The following is a 15,950-nucleotide window of genomic DNA, read 5'->3' on the forward strand; positions in this document are numbered from 1 at the left end:
CCACACAACCGCCCATGATCGACGGTGGCTGCACCCGTTCACACACCACACCAAGCCCCAGCTCAGCCAAGGTCAACATCCCCGGCTGGAGTACTAGCGCCGGAGCAATTTCGCCATCCCCGTCTGCCGTCGACCCGCCCTACTGGGGAGCGGGCCGGGCCCGCCACGTCAAGCGGACCTTGACGCACAGTCGGACGCTGGGGGGTCGGGCGGTGGTCTGCTCGGCTGGCCCGGGTCGGTGGCAGGCGGGATGGCCCGCGCACTCACCCACGGACCGCAACGCGCCGACGGGGTTGCAACCATCTCGGAGCCCGAGCGCCCCCGCCGGAGGCGCAGTAACCGCAGCCCCGCAACCGCCGCCAGCTCGCCGACGCGGCCGGCGTGCGCTCCCCTACGCCGCGCGGGCTCGTGGCCGCGCGGCCCGGCCGGCTGCCGGCCCACCACCCCATCGGTCAACGGCCTGTCGTTCTGCGGCGGCCCCTTGGGCTTCCCGCTCTCCGCGCCAGACGCCGGGCGTGTTGCGTGGCCGGAGTCGGAGCGCCAGCGGAGCGACGGACGCGCGCCCAGGCGGCGGCGCGTGCGGCCCGTTCAGGGCCGCCTTGACGCGATGCGTCAGGCGCTCGGCAAGCTCGATGGACGGCTGTCATAGACCCTATTGCTGTCAGCGTTGCTGTCACCGCCCCGAGGAACGATCTTCTCGGGGCGGTTTCTGCTGGTGGTGAAGGGTGGGCGCGGCAGGTTTCGAACCTGCGACCCCTCGCTTGTAAGGCGAGTGCTCTCCCACTGAGCTACGCGCCCGGAACGCCCGTACGGCGGGCCGGAGCGGCCAGCTTACCTGCCCGCCTCCGGCCCCGCGCAACGACGTGCCTGGGGTGTGGGACTCAGGCGGCGACGGCCTCGGCCAGCGCCTTGCGCCAGCCCTGCTGGTCGCGCGCCTCGCCGGGCATGTTCATCTCGGCGAACCGGACCACGCCGGCCTTGTCGATGACGAAGGTGCCCCGGTTGGCGATGCCCGCGACGTCGTTGAAGACGCCGTACGCCTGCGCCACCGCGCCGTGCGGCCAGAAGTCGGACAGCAGCGGGAACTGGTAGCCCTCCCGGTCGGCCCAGATCTTGTGGGCGTACACGGAGTCGACGCTGACGGTCAGCACCTGGACGTCGTCGTTGACGTACTCGTTGAGGTTGTCCCGCACCTCGCACAGCTCGCCCTGGCAGATGCCGGTGAAGGCGAGCGGGTAGAAGACCAGCAGCACGGTCTTGCTACCGCGGAGGTCGGAGAGCCGGACCTCCTGGTTGTTCTGGTCCTTGAGCAGGAAGTCGGGCGCCTCGGCGCCAACCTCGATGGGCATGCGTGCTCCCTCGGGATCGGGTCTGGAGATGATCAGCCTGCCACACCCGGCGACCGCGGTCGCCGGGTGTGCGGCGCCGCCCTACTTCTTGCTCTTGGACCCGCGACGCATGACGAGGCGGGCTCCGCTCCAGTCGCGGCCGGCGTTGATGGTGGAGGTCTGCTGGAGCCCGGCGGTCTGCGCGCTCTCCGCGACCTCGCTCGGCTCGACGTGACCGTCGCGGCCGGCCTTCGGGGTCAGGAGCCAGACCACGCCGTTGTCCGCGAGCGGCCCGAGGGCGTCGACGAGGAGCTCGAACAGGTCACCGTCGCCGTCGCGGTGCCAGACCAGAACCGCGTCGACCACCTCGTCGGTGTCCTCGTCGACGAGTTCCCCACAGCGGTCGGTCAGGGCGTCCCGGAGATCGGTGTCGACGTCGTCGTCGTAGCCCATCTCCATGACGACCATGCCCGGCTCGATACCGAACCGGTCCGCCAGGCTGCGTACCCCGTCGGCCTGGCCAGCGGTCGCGCTCACTGTCGAGTGCCTCCTCATCTATCCCTGCTCGTGGCGTCGGGTGACACCGTCGGGCTCAGTCCACACAGTTGCGGCTCGCCGCGCAAGTGGCGCACCGGGTGGAACGGAATTTACCGTGCCAGCAGCGTACGGGCACCCTGGGTGATGGCTTCCGCGGAGACCAGAACCTGACGGGCAGCCGGACCTAATGGTACAAACGAGTCAAGTGCGGCTACGCGGCGTGCAGCGCCCACGTACCCGGTGTCGACGAGCGCGGACAGGACGCCCTCGCCCACCCCGCCGGTTCGCCGCGTCTCGTCCACCACCAGCACCCGGCCGGTCGCCGAGGACTCCCTGATGATGTCGGCCACCGGCAGCGGGGCCAGCCAGCGCAGGTCCACCACCCGGCTGCCCACGCCCTCCTCGGCGAGCGTGGCGGCGGCGCGCAGCGACATCCGCACCCCGTTACCGAACGTGATGATGGTGAGGTCCTCGGCGGAGCCGATCCCGTAGACGCGGGCCCGCCCGATCGGCACGTGCCGGTCCGCCCAGGCGCCCGGCTCGGCGTACTCGGTGGTCCACTCGTCGTCACCGTCCGTGTACAGGTCACGCACGTGGTAGAGCGCGATCGGCTCCACGAACACGCAGACGCTGCCGTCCACCCGGGCCGCCGCCAGGCAGGTCCGCAGCATCGGCGCGGCGTCGTCCGGCCGGGCCGGCACGGCCACCACCAGCCCCGGTACGTCCCGCAACGCCCCCAGCGAGTCGTCGTTGCGGTCGTGGCCGCCGAGTCCTTCCGGGCTCGCCAGGCCGGGCACCCGCACCACCATCGGGTTGCGGAACGCGCCCCGGGACAGGAACCGCATGGTGGCCGCCTCGCCGCGGAGCTGGTCCTCGGCGCCGTGCAGCAGGGTCAGGTGGCGGATCTCGGGCACCGGCAGCAGACCGGCCAGCCCGGCGCCGAGCCCGAGCCCGAGGATCGAGGTCGCGTCCGGCAGCGTGTCGAACACGCGCGCCGCCCCGAACCGGTCCCGCAGCCCCTCGGTCACGCCGTACACCCCGCCCTGTGCGGCCACGTCGTGGCCGAAAACCGCCGTCCCGGGGTGGTCGAGCATGCCGTCGGCGAGCGCGGCGTTGATGCTCTGCGCCAGCGTGAGCGGGCCGGTCAGCTCCGGCGGCTTGCCGCCGAACGCCTCCGCCCGCGCTCCGGCGCCCGGCCCGACCGCGTGTGCCGCCGCCTCGGCGACCGCGCGGGACACCCGTACCGGCCGGCGCGGCGCCAGCTCCCGCACGATCTCGACCGGGGAGGCGAGCTTCGGCTCGTCCAGCACCTCCTCGGCGACGCGGCGCAGTTGCCAGCCCCGCTCGTCGTAGCGGGCGAGCAGTTCCTCGCCACTGGCGTACCCGGAGGTCACCAGCAGCCGCGCGGTGGCCAGCAGCGGGTCGCGGGCCGCGTCGCCGTCACCCTGCTCCATCAGGCGGACCGCGCTCAGGTGCAGCACGGCGGGCCGGCGCTGCCGGCGTACCCACTCCGCCGCCTCCGCCGCGACCCGGTAGGTCGCGGCCACGTCCGTGCCGTCGGCGGCGAAGTACCTGATGCCGGGCCGGGCCCGCAGCGTGGCGGCCACCCAGCCCTCGGCGGAGGCGCCGCCGTCGGCGCAGACGAACAGCACCGGGATGCGCAGGCCGGTGTGGTCGTACCAGCCGGTCGTGTTCAGCGCGGCCGTGGCCGCGGCGTGGTCGGCCGCGCCGTCGTCGAAGGCGCAGACCACCACGGCGTCGGCCGGCCAGGGCGCCGCCTCGGCCTCGCCGTCGGCGGGCCGCGCGCCGCGGCGCAGCCGCTCCAGCGCGAGCCCCAGGCCGACGGCGCGCGGCAGGTGCGAACCGGCGGCCGACGTGGTCGGCACGACCGCCAGGTCGGCGCGGCCGAAGACCTTCGCCCGCCCGCCGGCCGCGGGCTCCTCGGCGGAGGCGACGATGCCGCGCAGCACGTCGCGCGCCGCCGCCGCGAACGCGTCGTCGGGCGCGGGCTGCGGCAGATCGGGTACGACGACAGTCGCGTCCCCGTCCGCGTCCACGACGATCCCGGCGCCCACGGGGAGGCTGGCCGCCTCCGTCTCCCCCGGGTCAACGTCGAGATCTTGGTGGGAAACGGCCCCCGGAGGGGCGCTTTCGCTCCAAGATCTTCCCGGTTCCGGGGTGGTGGGTGGGGCGTCGGCGCCGGTCGCGGGCGGCAGGTCCGGCGGGGCTGCGGGGAAGGCGCCGGCGGCCTGGGCCGCGCGCAGGCAGTAGAACGCGCCGGAGCGGGCGTGCAGCAGCGCGGGATCGGTCGGCCGCAGCGCGGCTGCCACCGCGGCGTCGCCCTCGTGACCGGCCGACTCGACAGTGAAGTACCCCTCACCGAAGCCCGACAGCCACCGCCCGGCCAGGTCGAGCAGCCGGCTGGTCAGCTGCGCGTCGAACAGGGCCAGCGCCTGCGCCCCGGTCAACGCACCGCCGTCGGGCAGCGGTTCGGCCAGGTCGCGCCGCTGGTCGGGCGCCCCGAGCGCGGCCAGTTCGGCTCGGAGCCGGTCGTCGAGATCGTGCGGGGTGGTCACGCGGACAGCATTACCGACTCGGGCCCGCCTCGCCCAGTCGGACACGTTCCGCCCGGCGTGGCTCAGACCTGGCCACACTCCTGCGGACAGCCTCCGTCGGAGACCTTGAGCACCAGGTCCCGCAGTGTGGCCAGTTCGTCGGTGCTCAGGGCGTCGAGGAGTCGGGAGTCCGACATCACCTGGCGGACCCGGTCGCGTACCTGCCGCCCCCGCCCGGTGACCACGAGCGCCTTCTGCCGCCGGTCGGCCGGATCGGTACGCCGTTCCACCAGCCCGGCCTGCTCCAGCTTGTCGGCCAGGCCGGTGACGTTGGACCTGTCGCAGCCGAGCTGCTCGGCGAGGTCACGGGCCGGGAGCGGGCGGTCCGGGTCCAGCTCGTGCAGCGCCCGGGCGACCGCCGGGGTGAGGCCCAGCGCCGCGATCCCCTCGTCCTGGTGGTGCCGCAACGCGGCGGCGACGTGCAGGATCCGGCGCACGGTCTCCCCGGCCAGGTCCGCCCGGTCACGGACGGTGGGAACGGTGGATTGCGCCATCCGATCATCGTATGGGCGAGTCGATCTTCGATCAGCCGAACGGTCAGGCACCTCCTGCAACCGATTGCCGATCATGAAGCGCTGTTCGGCGGAAATTCCCGGCCGGTCGTCCGCCCTTCACCTGACGGCCATCGACGTCCGTGAGGCTGCCGGGAGTCGACGAACCGGACTCCGGGGAGGAAAACCGTGGCTCTGTCCCGACGTACCATCCTGCTCAGCGGCGCGGCGCTCGGCGCCGCCGGCGCGGCAGCCGGCCTGCCGGTCGCGGCCGCCGCGTCGCCCGGCCCGCTGCGCCGCGACCCGTTCACGCTCGGCGTGGCCTCCGGCGACCCGGACCACGAGGGCTTCGTGCTCTGGACCCGGCTGGCGCCGGAGCCGCTGGCCGAGGACGGCCTGGGCGGCATGCCGTCGCGGGTCGTGCCGGTGTCCTGGGAGGTGGCCGCCGACGAGCGCTTCCGGCACGTGGTGCGCCGCGGCGTACGGCTGGCCCGGCCGGAGTCTTCGCACAGCGTGCACGTCGAACTGGACGGCCTGCTGCCCGGACGGGAGTACTTCTACCGGTTCCGGGCCGAACGCTGGGCGTCCCCGGCCGGGCGCACCCGCACCGCCCCGGCGCCGTGGTCGATGCCCTCCGCGCTCGCCATGGGCTTCGCCTCCTGCTCGCAGTACGAGCACGGCTACTTCACCGCGTACCGGCGGCTGGCCGAGACCGAGCCGGAGCTGATCCTGCACCTCGGCGACTACCAGTACGAGTACGCCAAGGACACGTACAACGTCCCCGGCGGCAACCCGCGCGACCACGAGGGCCCGGAGACCCGGACGCTGGCGAACTACCGGCAGCGGCACGCCCAGTACAAGACCGACACCGACCTCCAGGCGGCGCACGCGGTCGCGCCCTGGGTGGTGGTCTTCGACGACCACGAGGTGGAGAACAACTGGGCCGACGAGGTGCCCGAGGCGCCCGACCCGGAGTTCCCCGCACGGCGGGCGGCGGCGTTCCAGGCGTACTACGAGAACATGCCGCTGCGCCGCACCTCGATCCCGCGCGGCATCGACATGCAGCTCTACCGGCGGGTGCGCTGGGGCCGGCTGGCCACCTTCCACATGCTCGACACCCGGCAGTACCGGGACGACCAGGCGTGCGGTGACGGCTACAAGAGCTGCGCCGAGGCGTCCGACCCGGCCCGCTCGATCACCGGCGCCGCACAGGAGGCGTGGCTGCTGGACGGCTTCCGCCGTTCCGAGGCCCGCTGGGACCTGCTCGGCCAGCAGGTGTTCTTCGCCCAGCGGGACAACAACTCCGGTCCGCTGACGGTGACGAGCATGGACGCCTGGGACGGGTACGTCGCATCCCGGGACCGGATCACCCGGGGCTGGACGGCCGCCGGGGTGCGCAACCCGGTGGTGCTCACCGGCGACGTGCACGCGCACTGGGCCAGTGACCTGAAGCTGGACTACGCCGACCCGACCTCGCGCACCGTCGGCAGCGAGCTGGTCTGCTCGTCGATCACCTCGACCGGCGACGGCGCCGACTCGCCGACCGGCTCGCACCCGTGGCTGGCGTTCAACCCGCACCTGCGCTTCCAGAACAACCTTCGGGGGTACGTCCGCACCACTATCACCCCGACCGAGCTGACCGCCGACTTCGACGTCCTGCCGTATGTGAGCCGGCCGGACGCGCCCGCGTACACCCGGGCCACGTTCGTGATCGAGGACCGCGTACCCGGGCTGAACCTGACCCACGACCGGCCGCCGGCCGCGGCGCGCACCGCCGGCCCCGGCGTCGACCAGGGCCGGCAGACGGTGGAGGCGGAGACGGTCCGCCCGTGACGGCGCGGCCGGGCCGGGCGTCGCACGCCCGGTCCGGCCGGTCAGCCGGCCAGGAACGAGAAGCGCACCTGACGGTCGGGGTTGTCGCCGTTGGTGTCGACCAGGCAGATCGACTGCCAGGTGCCGAGCTGGAGCCGCCCGCCGAGCACCGGCAGCGTCGCGTACGGCGGCACGAACGCCGGCAGCACGTGGTCGCGGCCGTGCCCGGGTGAGCCGTGCCGGTGCCGCCACCTGTCGTCGGTGGGGAGCAGGTCGTCGAGCGCCCGGAGCAGGTCGTCGTCGGAGCCGGCACCGGTCTCGATGATCGCCAGCCCGGCGGTGGCGTGCGGGACGAAGACGTGCAGCAGGCCGTCGCCGGCCCCGGACACGAACCGTTCGGCCTCGCTCGTGATGTCCCGGACGGTCGGCCGGGAGCCGGTCCGGACGGTGATCACCTCACTGCGCATACGGCGCATTCTGCCGCAGTGCCCGGTTCACCGCCCCGCCCGCCGATAGCGCATCCGGTGATAGCGCAAAGTTACTGATGGGTACCTGTGTTCAGCGTCGCGTCTGGGGGTGGGAGAGGTGACGGCACACGCCACCAGGGGGCAGGATGGCGCTAGAGACCTATCCCACACGAAACCGAGGGAACGCCTGTGGCTACGGAACGCAAGCGCCCGGTGATCACCGCTGGTCTGCCGAGCCAGCTTCCGGACATCGACCCTGAAGAGACCAGCGAATGGGTCGAGTCACTCGACGGTGTCATCGACGAGCGCGGGACAAAGCGAGCCCGGTACGTCATGCTGCGCCTGCTGGAGCGGGCCCGCGAGCGGCAGGTCGGGGTGCCGTCACTGACCACCACCGACTACATCAACACGATCCCGCCGGAGCGCGAACCGTGGTTCCCGGGTGACGAGCATGTCGAGCGGCGGCTGCGGGCGTACATCAGGTGGAACGCCGCGATGCTGGTGCACCGGGCGCAGCGCCCGGAGATCGGCGTCGGTGGGCACATCTCCACGTTCGCCAGCTCGGCGTCCCTCTACGAGGTGGGCTTCAACCACTTCTTCCGGGGCAAGAACCACCCGGGCGGCGGCGACCAGATCTTCTACCAGGGTCACGCCTCCCCCGGCATGTACGCGCGGGCGTTCCTGGAGGGCCGGCTCAGCGAGAGCCAGCTCGACGGCTTCCGGCAGGAGCTGTCGCACCCCGGCGGCGGGCTCCCGTCGTACCCGCACCCGCGGCTGATGCCGGACTTCTGGGAGTTCCCCACCGTCTCCATGGGCCTCGGCCCGCTGAACGCGATCTACCAGGCGCGGTTCAACCGCTACCTGCACCACCGCGGCATCAAGGACACCTCCCAGCAGCACGTCTGGGCGTTCCTCGGCGACGGTGAGATGGACGAGGTCGAGTCGCTCGGCGCGATCGGCGTGGCCGCCCGCGAGGAGCTGGACAACCTCACCTTCGTGATCAACTGCAACCTCCAGCGCCTGGACGGACCGGTCCGCGGCAACGGCAAGGTCATGCAGGAGCTGGAGGCGTTCTTCCGGGGCGCCGGCTGGAACGTCATCAAGGTGGTCTGGGGCCGCGAGTGGGATCCGCTGCTCGCCGCCGACACCGACGGCGCGCTGGTCAACCTGATGAACACCACGCCCGACGGTGACTACCAGACCTACAAGGCGGAGTCCGGTTCGTACGTGCGGGAGCACTTCTTCGGCCGCGACCCGCGGACCCGCAAGATGGTCGAGCACCTGTCCGACGACGAGATCTGGAACCTCAAGCGGGGTGGCCACGACTACCGCAAGCTCTACGCGGCCTACAAGGCGGCGATGGAGCACACCGGCCAGCCGACGGTGATCCTCGCCAAGACAATCAAGGGCTGGACGCTCGGCTCGCACTTCGAGGGCCGCAACGCCACCCATCAGATGAAGAAGCTGACGCTGGAGGACCTGAAGCTCTTCCGCGACCGCCTCTACCTGGACATCCCGGACAAGCAGCTGGAGGAGAACCCGTACCTCCCGCCGTACTACACCCCGGGCGAGAAGTCCGACGAGATCGCGTACCTGAAGGACCGGCGTCAGCAGCTCGGCGGCTACCTGCCCACGCGCAGCACCGCGCGCAAGACGCTGGCCATCCCGGGCACCGAGCGGTTCTCCGACGTCAAGCGCGGGTCGGGCAAGCAGAAGGTCGCCACGACGATGGCGTTCGTCCGCCTGCTCAAGGACATCATGAAGGACAAGGAGTTCGGCAAGCGCTGGGTGCCGATCATCCCGGACGAGGCCCGTACCTTCGGTATGGACTCGCTGTTCCCGACCCAGAAGATCTACTCGCCGCACGGCCAGCGCTACACCTCCGTGGACCGGGAGCTGTTCCTGTCCTACAAGGAGTCGACCACCGGCCAGATCCTGCACGAGGGGATCAACGAGGCCGGTTCGGTGGCCTCGTTCACGGCCGCGGGCACGGCGTACGCCACCCACGGCGAGCCGATGATCCCGCTGTACATCTTCTACTCGATGTTCGGCTTCCAGCGCACGGGCGACGGGTTCTGGGCGGCGGCGGACCAGATGGCGCGGGGCTTCGTGCTCGGCGCGACAGCCGGCCGGACCACGCTCAACGGTGAGGGCCTCCAGCACGAGGACGGCCACTCGCTGCTGCTCGCCGCCACCAACCCGGCGGTGGTCTCCTACGACGCGGCGTTCGCCTTCGAGCTGGCGCACATCGTGGAGAACGGCCTGCACCGGATGTACGGCGAGGCGCCGGAGAACATCTTCTACTACCTCACCATCTACAACGAGCCGATCTTCCAGCCGGCCGAGCCGGAGGGCGTGGACGTCGAGGGCATCCTCAAGGGCATCCACCGCTACTCCCCCGCGCCGCAGGTCGGTGACGACGCGCCGAAGGCGAACATCCTCGCGTCCGGCACCGGCATGCAGTGGGCGCTCAAGGCCCAGCAGCTGCTCGCCGAGGACTGGGGCGTGTCCGCCGACGTGTGGTCGGTGACGTCCTGGACCGAGCTGCGCCGCGACGCGGTGGAGTGCGAGGAGCACAACCTGCTCAACCCGGGCGAGGAGCCGCGCGTGCCGTACATCGCGCGGAAGCTGGCCGACGCCGACGGGCCGAAGGTCGCTGTGAGCGACTGGATGCGCGCGGTGCCGGACCTGATCGCGCGCTGGGTGCCCGGGGACTACACCTCGCTCGGCACCGACGGCTTCGGCATGTCGGACACCCGGCACGCGCTGCGCCGCCACTTCCACGTGGACGCCGAGTCGGTGGCGGTCGCGACGCTGCGCCAGCTCGCGCTGCGCGGCGTGGTGCCGGCGCACGTGCCGGCCGACGCGGCCCGCAAGTACGCGCTGGACGACGTCAACGCCGCCCCGGTCGGCGAGACCGGCGGCGACAGCTGAAAGGAAGGGCCCCTTCTTAACGCCTCCGGTAGAGGAGGGGCCCCTTCTTAACACCTCGGGCACAGACGACGACGGCCCGGCGTCCCTGGCGGGAACGCCGGGCCGTCACCATCGCGGGCGACGCCGGGACGGGCTCGGTCAGCCGACGGCGGCCAGGTCGGTCAGCCGGGCCAGCGAGTCCTCCAGGTCGGCGCCGACCCGGCGCAGGCCGAGCCGGAGCAGGGCCGCCTTGACGGGTCCGGCGGGCCACCGCACAACGATCAGGCGTACGACGGTGCCGCCACCCTCCTCGTCCGGGGTCAGCTGGACGTAGATCTCGGTGCGCGCCTCGGCCCGGGCGCCGGCGCCCTTCGCGCGTTCGCGCCAGCCGATCAGGGTCGGCTCCTGGAAGGCGATCACCTCGGCCTCGTGCGCGGCGCCGCGTCCGGCCTGGACCAGCTGCCGCCGCCCGAATCCCTCCCCGGACAGGACCTCGGCCGCGCGGACTCCCGCCAGCCAGGCCGGCAGCTGCTCGGCGCGCTGCACGACGTCCCAGACCACATCCACCGGCGCCGCCACGTGCGCGCTTCGTTCCACGAGGATCATGAGTATCTTTCCCCCACTTAAATCACATCCGCGATATTTGGCACTCTATGTGTAAATCGGACTTAAGCGGACGGGTTCGGAAAAGACACGCCGAACTCCCTTGCGTCACCCAGTCATCTCGGCCTATGGCGCGTCGGTCCGCAGAGCCCTAGAGTCGCGAGCACGCTTCACGTTCCTGGAGGGTGACTTGACGACCGCGCCGATGCCCGAGTTCCCCGCCGGCTTCCGCTGGGGGGTCTCCACCTCCGCGTACCAGATCGAGGGTGCGACCACAGTCGACGGGCGTGGTCCGTCCATCTGGGACACGTTCGCCCACGACCCGGGCCGGATCGCCGACGGCAGCACCGGCGACCAGGCGTGCGACCACTACCACAGGTACGCCGAGGACACCGCGCTGCTGGCCGGGCTGGGGGTGTCCGCGTACCGGTTCTCGATCGCCTGGCCCCGGATCCAGCCGGCCGGCACCGGCCCGGCGAACGCCGCCGGGCTGGACTTCTACGACCGGCTGGTGGACGGACTGCTCGCCGCCGGTGTGGACCCGGTCGCCACGCTGTTCCACTGGGACCTGCCGCAGGCGCTGGAGGACGCCGGCGGCTGGCTCAACCGGGACACCGCCGCCCGCTTCGCCGAGTACGCCGACCTGACCGCGGCCCGCCTCGGCGACCGGGTGAAGCTCTGGATCACGCTCAACGAGCCGTTCATCCACATGAGCCTCGGCCACGGCATGGGCGAGCACGCGCCGGGCCGCACGCTGCTGTTCGACGCCTTCCCGGTGGCCCACCACCAGCTCCTCGGGCACGGCCTCGCGGTCGCCGCGCTGCGCGCCCGCAGCACGTCCCCGGTGGCGATCGCCAACAACTACTCCCCGGTGCGCCTGGCCGGCGACACCGACGCGGACCGGGCCGCCGCCGCGGCGTACGACGCGCTGCACAACCGCCTGTTCACCGATCCGCTGCTCGGACGCGGCTACCCGGACGCGCTCGGCCCCGACCCCGCAGTGGTACGCGACGGCGACCTGGACGTGATCGCCGCCCCGATCGACGTCCTCGGCGTCAACTACTACAACCCGACCGGCATCCGGGCACCGGAGGCGGGCTCGCCGCTGCCGTTCGAGATCGTGCCGCTGGACGGCTACCCGCGTACCGCGTTCGACTGGCCGGTGGCCCCGGACGGGCTGCGCGAGCTGCTGCTCCTCCTGCACGAGCGGTACGGCGACGCGCTGCCGCCGATCCAGGTCACCGAGAGCGGCTGCGCGTACGACGACGCGCCGGACGCCGACGGCCGGGTGCACGACCCGGAGCGGATCGCGTACCTGGACGGGCACATCCGCGCGGTGCGCGAGGCGATGGCCGGGGGCGTGCCGGTGACCGGGTACTTCGTCTGGTCGCTGCTGGACAACTGGGAGTGGGCCGAGGGCTTCACCAAGCGGTTCGGCCTGGTGCATGTCGACTTCGACACCCAGCGGCGGACGCCGAAGTCGTCGTACACCTGGTTCCGGGATCTGGTCCGGCGGTGACCACTGTGAACCCGACGCCGGCCTCGCTGCCGGCGGCGCTCGCCGAGCCGACCGTCCCGGTACGGCGGAGCTGGATCGCGCTGATCTTCGCGGCCAACCTGGGCGTCTGGATGGCGTTCTTCACCCCGATCCAGGTGCTGCTGCCGCAGCAGGTGGAACGGATCGCCCCGGCCGACAAGGAGGCCATGCTGGCGGTGGTCACCGGCATCGGCGCGCTCGCCGCGGTGCTGGCGAACCCGCTCGCCGGGGCGCTGTCCGACCGCACCTCGCTGCGGCTGGCCAACCGGCACTTCGGCCGCCGCCACGTCTGGACCGCGCTCGGCGCGGTCATCGGCGCGCTCGCCCTGGTGCTGCTGGCCCGGCAGAACACCATCGCCGGGGTGGCGGTGGCCTGGGTCGCAGCGCAGGTCTGCTTCAACGCGATGCTGGCCAGCCTCACCGCCGCGATCCCGGACCGGGTGCCGGTGGCGCAGCGCGGCGGCGTGTCCGGCTGGGTAGGCATCCCGCAGGCGCTGGGTCTGGTGCTCGGCGCGGTGCTGGTCACCGCCGTGGTCACCGGAAACGCCGCCGGGTACGCGGCGATCGCGCTCGCCGTGCTGCTGCTGTCGCTGCCGTTCGCGCTGCTGACCCAGGACGACCACCTGCCCCGGGAGCACCGCTCACCGCTGCGGCTGCGCTCGCTGTTCGCCTCGATGTGGATCAGCCCGCGCCGCCACCCCGACTTCGCCTGGGCGTGGTTCACCCGGTTCCTGGTGCAGACCGGCAACGCGCTGGGCACGCTCTACCTGCTCTACTTCCTCACCGACGGGGTACGGGTGGCCGACCCCGAGGGCTCCCTGCTGGTGCTGATCCTGCTCTACACGCTGGGCATGATGCTCACCGCGGTGGTCGCCGGGCGCATGTCCGACCGCTCCGGCCGGCGCAAGGTCTTCGTGATCACCTCCGGGCTGATCATGGCGGTGGCGGCGGTGCTGCTGGCGGCGGCTCCCACCTGGCCGATGGCGATCGTCGCGGCGCTGCTGCTCGGCGCGGGCTACGGCGTCTACCTGTCGGTGGACGCCGCGCTGATCACCCAGGTGCTGCCCGCCGCCACCGACCGGGCCAAGGACCTCGGCGTGATCAACATCGCCAACTCGGCGCCGCAGGTGCTCGGGCCGGCGCTGTCCGCGCCGATCGTCGTGCACCTCGGCGGCTACCCGACGCTGTACGCGGTCACCGCGGCGGTCACCCTGCTCGGCAGCGCCCTGGTCGTGAAGATCAAGTCGGTGCCCTGACCCGGCCCCCTGCCGGAAACCCCTCGCGGTCCGCCGTAGGCTGGGGGGCGTGACGGTACGTGTACGCTTCGCCCCTTCCCCGACCGGTATGTTCCACGTCGGCGGCGCCCGTTCGGCGCTGCAGAACTGGATCTTCGCCAAGCAGCAGGGCGGGGTGTTCGTGCTGCGCATCGAGGACACCGACGCGGCACGTAACCGGCCCGAGTGGACCGAGGGCATCCTGTCCGCGCTCGACTGGATCGGCATCGCCCGGGGCAGCTACGAGGGCCCGTACTTCCAGTCCTCGTACGCGGGCGAGCACCGGGCCGCCGCGCAGCGGCTGTACGAGGGCGGCCGGGCCTACTACTGCGACTGCACCCGCGAGGACGTGCAGGCGCGTACCGGCCCGCAGCAGCGCGGCTACGACGGCTTCTGCCGGGACCGCGGCCTGGAGCCGGGCGAGGGACGGGCACTGCGTTTCCGGACGCCGGACGAGGGCGAGACAGTGGTGGTCGACCTGGTCCGCGGCGAGCCGACGTTCGAGAACAAGCTGATCGAGGACTTCGTCATCGCCCGTGGCGACGGCTCCCCGGTGTTCCTGCTGGCGAACGTGGTCGACGACATGAGCATGGGCATCACCCACGTGATCCGGGCCGAGGAGCACCTGCCGAACACCCCGAAGCAGCAGCTGCTGTGGGACGCGCTCGGCGTCAAGCCGCCGATCTGGGCGCACGTGCCGGTGGTGGTGAACGAGAAGCGGCAGAAGCTGTCCAAGCGGCGGGACAAGGTCGCGCTGGAGGCGTACCGGGACGAGGGCTACCTCGCCGACGCGATGCGCAACTACCTGATGCTGCTGGGCTGGGCGCCGTCGGGCGACCGGGAGATCGTGCCCTGGTCGGTGATCGAGGAGGAGTTCCGGCTGGACGAGGTGAACCCGTCCCCGGCGTTCTTCGACGAGAAGAAGCTGCGCGCGTTCAACGGCGACTACATCCGGGCGCTGCCGGTGGAGGACTTCGTCGAGGCGTGCCGGCCGTGGCTCACCGGTACCGAGACCATCGCCCCGCCGCCGTGGCAGCCCGACGAGTTCGACCCGGCCGCGTTCGCGGCGGTGGCCCCGCTGGCGCAGACCCGGATCGCGGTGCTCAGCGAGATCGTGCCGAACGTCGACTTCCTGTTCCTGGCCGACCCGCTGATCGACGAGGCGGCATGGGCCAAGGCGATGAAGGAGGGCGCCGCCGACCTGCTGGACGCGGCGATCGTGGCGTTCGAGGCGCTGGAGTCCTGGGACGCCGAGTCGCTGAAGGCCACGCTGGAGGCGGTCGGCGCGGAGCGCGGGCTGAAGCTCGGCAAGGCGCAGGCGCCGGTACGCGTCGCGGTCACCGGGCGCACCGTCGGCCTGCCGCTGTTCGAGTCGCTGGAGGTGCTCGGCCGCGACCGTACGCTGACCCGGCTGCGCGCCGCACGCGTACGCCTGGTCTGAGCCGCGGCACGGCGCCCGTTCCCGACGCTCGGGCGTGTCGTGGCCAGAAAGCGGTTCCTCTATTGGCCGATATGCCTCTGAGTCATAATTATGACTCAGAGGCATATCTGTTTTCGGCGATCATTGCGCCAGCAGTGTCACGCAGAGTGGTCCCGCGCACTGGCCACGATCACCGGCGGGTGGCCCGGCGGCGCAGCAGCAGCCCGCTGCCCAGCGCCGCGAGCACCACCACCGTGCCGGCCGCCCACAGCCAGCCCGTACCCCCGTCATCGTCCGCCCCGGCGGCGGCCGGGGTGGGGCTCGGCACCGCGCTGGTGGGCAGAGCGGCGGAAGTGGCGGGGGCGGCGCTGGTGGGCGGCACCGTCGCCGACGGCGACTCGGCCGGGGTGCCGGTGGTCAGGGTGAACCGGACCTCCCCCTTGATCGGGTGGCCGTCGTCGGAGGCCAGCCGGTAGGTCACGATGTAGAGGCCGGCCGCGCCCGGCCGGAACGGCACGATCACGCGCTTGCCGGAGAACGTCGGCGCGCCGCCGGTAGCGGCCACGTTGTCCGGGCCGGTGACTGTGACCTCGGTCGTCGCCTCCTTCGGCGTGGCGAGGAACCGCAGCTCGATCCGCTCCGGTGCGGCGGCCAGCCGGGCCCCGTCGCGCGGATCACTGCCGGTCAGCGAGTTGTGCGCGGCGGCGGGCGCGGCCGGCAGCAGCGCGAACGCCGCGACCACCCCGAGCACCACCGCCCAGGTACGCGCCACACGGGCGACCCTGCCCCCCATGGTTCCCTCCGTCCGGGTAGGATCCGGCCGATGATCATCGACCGCTCATTGGTCGGTCTCAGCTCGCAGATAGTTCCAAATACTCTTCCACCAGCTGCAACCGAGCGCCGTTCTGCGGAGTCTTTGTGGTGGACACCGGTCCAGTGTGACCTGCAGCGGA

At 72.2% G+C, this 15,950-nt stretch carries 12 protein-coding genes and 1 tRNA gene; 5 read left to right on the forward strand and 8 right to left on the reverse strand.

Features of this window, described 5'->3' with window-relative positions; translation table 11 throughout:
• Positions 1-726: 726 nt before the first annotated feature.
• The 5 genes from IF06_RS0114630 to IF06_RS0114650 all read right to left on the reverse strand — a co-directional run bounded on the left by IF06_RS0114630 (position 727) and on the right by IF06_RS0114650 (position 4,974).
• A tRNA-Val gene (locus IF06_RS0114630) sits at positions 727-798 on the reverse strand.
• An 83-nt stretch (positions 799-881) separates the two neighbouring features.
• Complete coding sequence (locus tag IF06_RS0114635) at positions 882-1,349, reverse strand: peroxiredoxin (RefSeq protein WP_013287822.1); 468 nt, start codon at positions 1,347-1,349, stop codon at positions 882-884.
• A gap of 81 nt (positions 1,350-1,430) precedes the next feature.
• On the reverse strand, positions 1,431-1,865 hold the full coding sequence (locus IF06_RS0114640) for a DUF3052 domain-containing protein (RefSeq protein ID WP_013287823.1): 435 nt from the start codon (positions 1,863-1,865) through the stop codon (positions 1,431-1,433).
• A 110-nt stretch (positions 1,866-1,975) separates the two neighbouring features.
• A complete protein-coding gene (locus IF06_RS0114645) occupies positions 1,976-4,441 on the reverse strand; it encodes a transketolase C-terminal domain-containing protein (protein ID WP_030271625.1) in 2,466 nt (821 codons plus the stop codon).
• A 62-nt stretch (positions 4,442-4,503) separates the two neighbouring features.
• On the reverse strand, positions 4,504-4,974 hold the full coding sequence (locus tag IF06_RS0114650) for a MarR family winged helix-turn-helix transcriptional regulator (RefSeq protein ID WP_013287825.1): 471 nt from the start codon (positions 4,972-4,974) through the stop codon (positions 4,504-4,506).
• A 186-nt stretch (positions 4,975-5,160) separates the two neighbouring features.
• Here IF06_RS0114650 and IF06_RS0114655 point away from each other — a divergent pair, with 186 nt between their 5' ends.
• On the forward strand, positions 5,161-6,804 hold the full coding sequence (locus IF06_RS0114655) for an alkaline phosphatase D family protein (protein ID WP_030271627.1): 1,644 nt from the start codon (positions 5,161-5,163) through the stop codon (positions 6,802-6,804).
• A gap of 41 nt (positions 6,805-6,845) precedes the next feature.
• Here IF06_RS0114655 and IF06_RS0114660 read toward each other — a convergent pair whose 3' ends face one another.
• Positions 6,846-7,250 carry a secondary thiamine-phosphate synthase enzyme YjbQ gene (locus IF06_RS0114660; RefSeq protein WP_030271630.1) on the reverse strand — a complete coding sequence of 135 codons (405 nt, stop codon included), beginning with the start codon at positions 7,248-7,250 and terminating at the stop codon, positions 6,846-6,848.
• Between the two features lie 189 nt (positions 7,251-7,439).
• On the opposite strand from IF06_RS0114660, the gene aceE reads away from it, so the two are divergent.
• Positions 7,440-10,184, forward strand: a complete 2,745-nt coding sequence (gene aceE, locus IF06_RS0114665; protein WP_030271632.1) for a pyruvate dehydrogenase (acetyl-transferring), homodimeric type — start codon at positions 7,440-7,442, stop codon at positions 10,182-10,184.
• A 138-nt stretch (positions 10,185-10,322) separates the two neighbouring features.
• Here aceE and IF06_RS0114670 read toward each other — a convergent pair whose 3' ends face one another.
• Entirely contained in the window at positions 10,323-10,769 is a 447-nt protein-coding gene (locus tag IF06_RS0114670; RefSeq protein ID WP_013287829.1) for an SRPBCC family protein, read from the reverse strand.
• Between the two features lie 202 nt (positions 10,770-10,971).
• On the opposite strand from IF06_RS0114670, the gene IF06_RS0114675 reads away from it, so the two are divergent.
• Genes IF06_RS0114675 through gltX form a run of 3 tightly spaced genes read left to right on the forward strand, consistent with a single transcriptional unit; the run spans position 10,972 to position 15,018 of the window.
• On the forward strand, positions 10,972-12,285 hold the full coding sequence (locus tag IF06_RS0114675; protein ID WP_030271634.1) for a GH1 family beta-glucosidase: 1,314 nt from the start codon (positions 10,972-10,974) through the stop codon (positions 12,283-12,285).
• Positions 12,282-13,559 carry an MFS transporter gene (locus IF06_RS0114680; RefSeq protein ID WP_013287831.1) on the forward strand — a complete coding sequence of 426 codons (1,278 nt, stop codon included), beginning with the start codon at positions 12,282-12,284 and terminating at the stop codon, positions 13,557-13,559. Before IF06_RS0114675 ends, IF06_RS0114680 begins: the two co-directional genes overlap by 4 nt.
• Before the next feature lie 49 nt (positions 13,560-13,608).
• The gene (gltX, locus tag IF06_RS0114685; protein WP_030271635.1) at positions 13,609-15,018 is read left to right on the forward strand and encodes a glutamate--tRNA ligase; all 1,410 of its coding nucleotides are present in this window, start codon (positions 13,609-13,611) and stop codon (positions 15,016-15,018) included.
• 169 nt (positions 15,019-15,187) lie between these two features.
• Here gltX and IF06_RS0114690 read toward each other — a convergent pair whose 3' ends face one another.
• On the reverse strand, positions 15,188-15,790 hold the full coding sequence (locus IF06_RS0114690; RefSeq protein ID WP_013287833.1) for a copper resistance CopC family protein: 603 nt from the start codon (positions 15,788-15,790) through the stop codon (positions 15,188-15,190).
• Positions 15,791-15,950: the final 160 nt, after the last annotated feature.

Source organism: Micromonospora globosa (genome assembly GCF_000717585.1).
In the GTDB taxonomy this organism is placed as follows: domain Bacteria; phylum Actinomycetota; class Actinomycetes; order Mycobacteriales; family Micromonosporaceae; genus Micromonospora; species Micromonospora aurantiaca.

Coding starts and splice junctions, on each gene's coding strand:
- IF06_RS0114650 (WP_013287825.1), bottom strand. CDS start 4,974: ATGGCGCAATCCACCGTTCCCACCGTCCGTGACCGGGCGGACCTGGCC.
- IF06_RS0114635 (WP_013287822.1), bottom strand. CDS start 1,349: ATGCCCATCGAGGTTGGCGCCGAGGCGCCCGACTTCCTGCTCAAGGAC.
- IF06_RS0114690 (WP_013287833.1), bottom strand. CDS start 15,790: ATGGGGGGCAGGGTCGCCCGTGTGGCGCGTACCTGGGCGGTGGTGCTC.
- IF06_RS0114670 (WP_013287829.1), bottom strand. CDS start 10,769: ATGATCCTCGTGGAACGAAGCGCGCACGTGGCGGCGCCGGTGGATGTG.
- IF06_RS0114660 (WP_030271630.1), bottom strand. CDS start 7,250: ATGCGCAGTGAGGTGATCACCGTCCGGACCGGCTCCCGGCCGACCGTC.
- IF06_RS0114675 (WP_030271634.1), top strand. CDS start 10,972: ATGCCCGAGTTCCCCGCCGGCTTCCGCTGGGGGGTCTCCACCTCCGCG.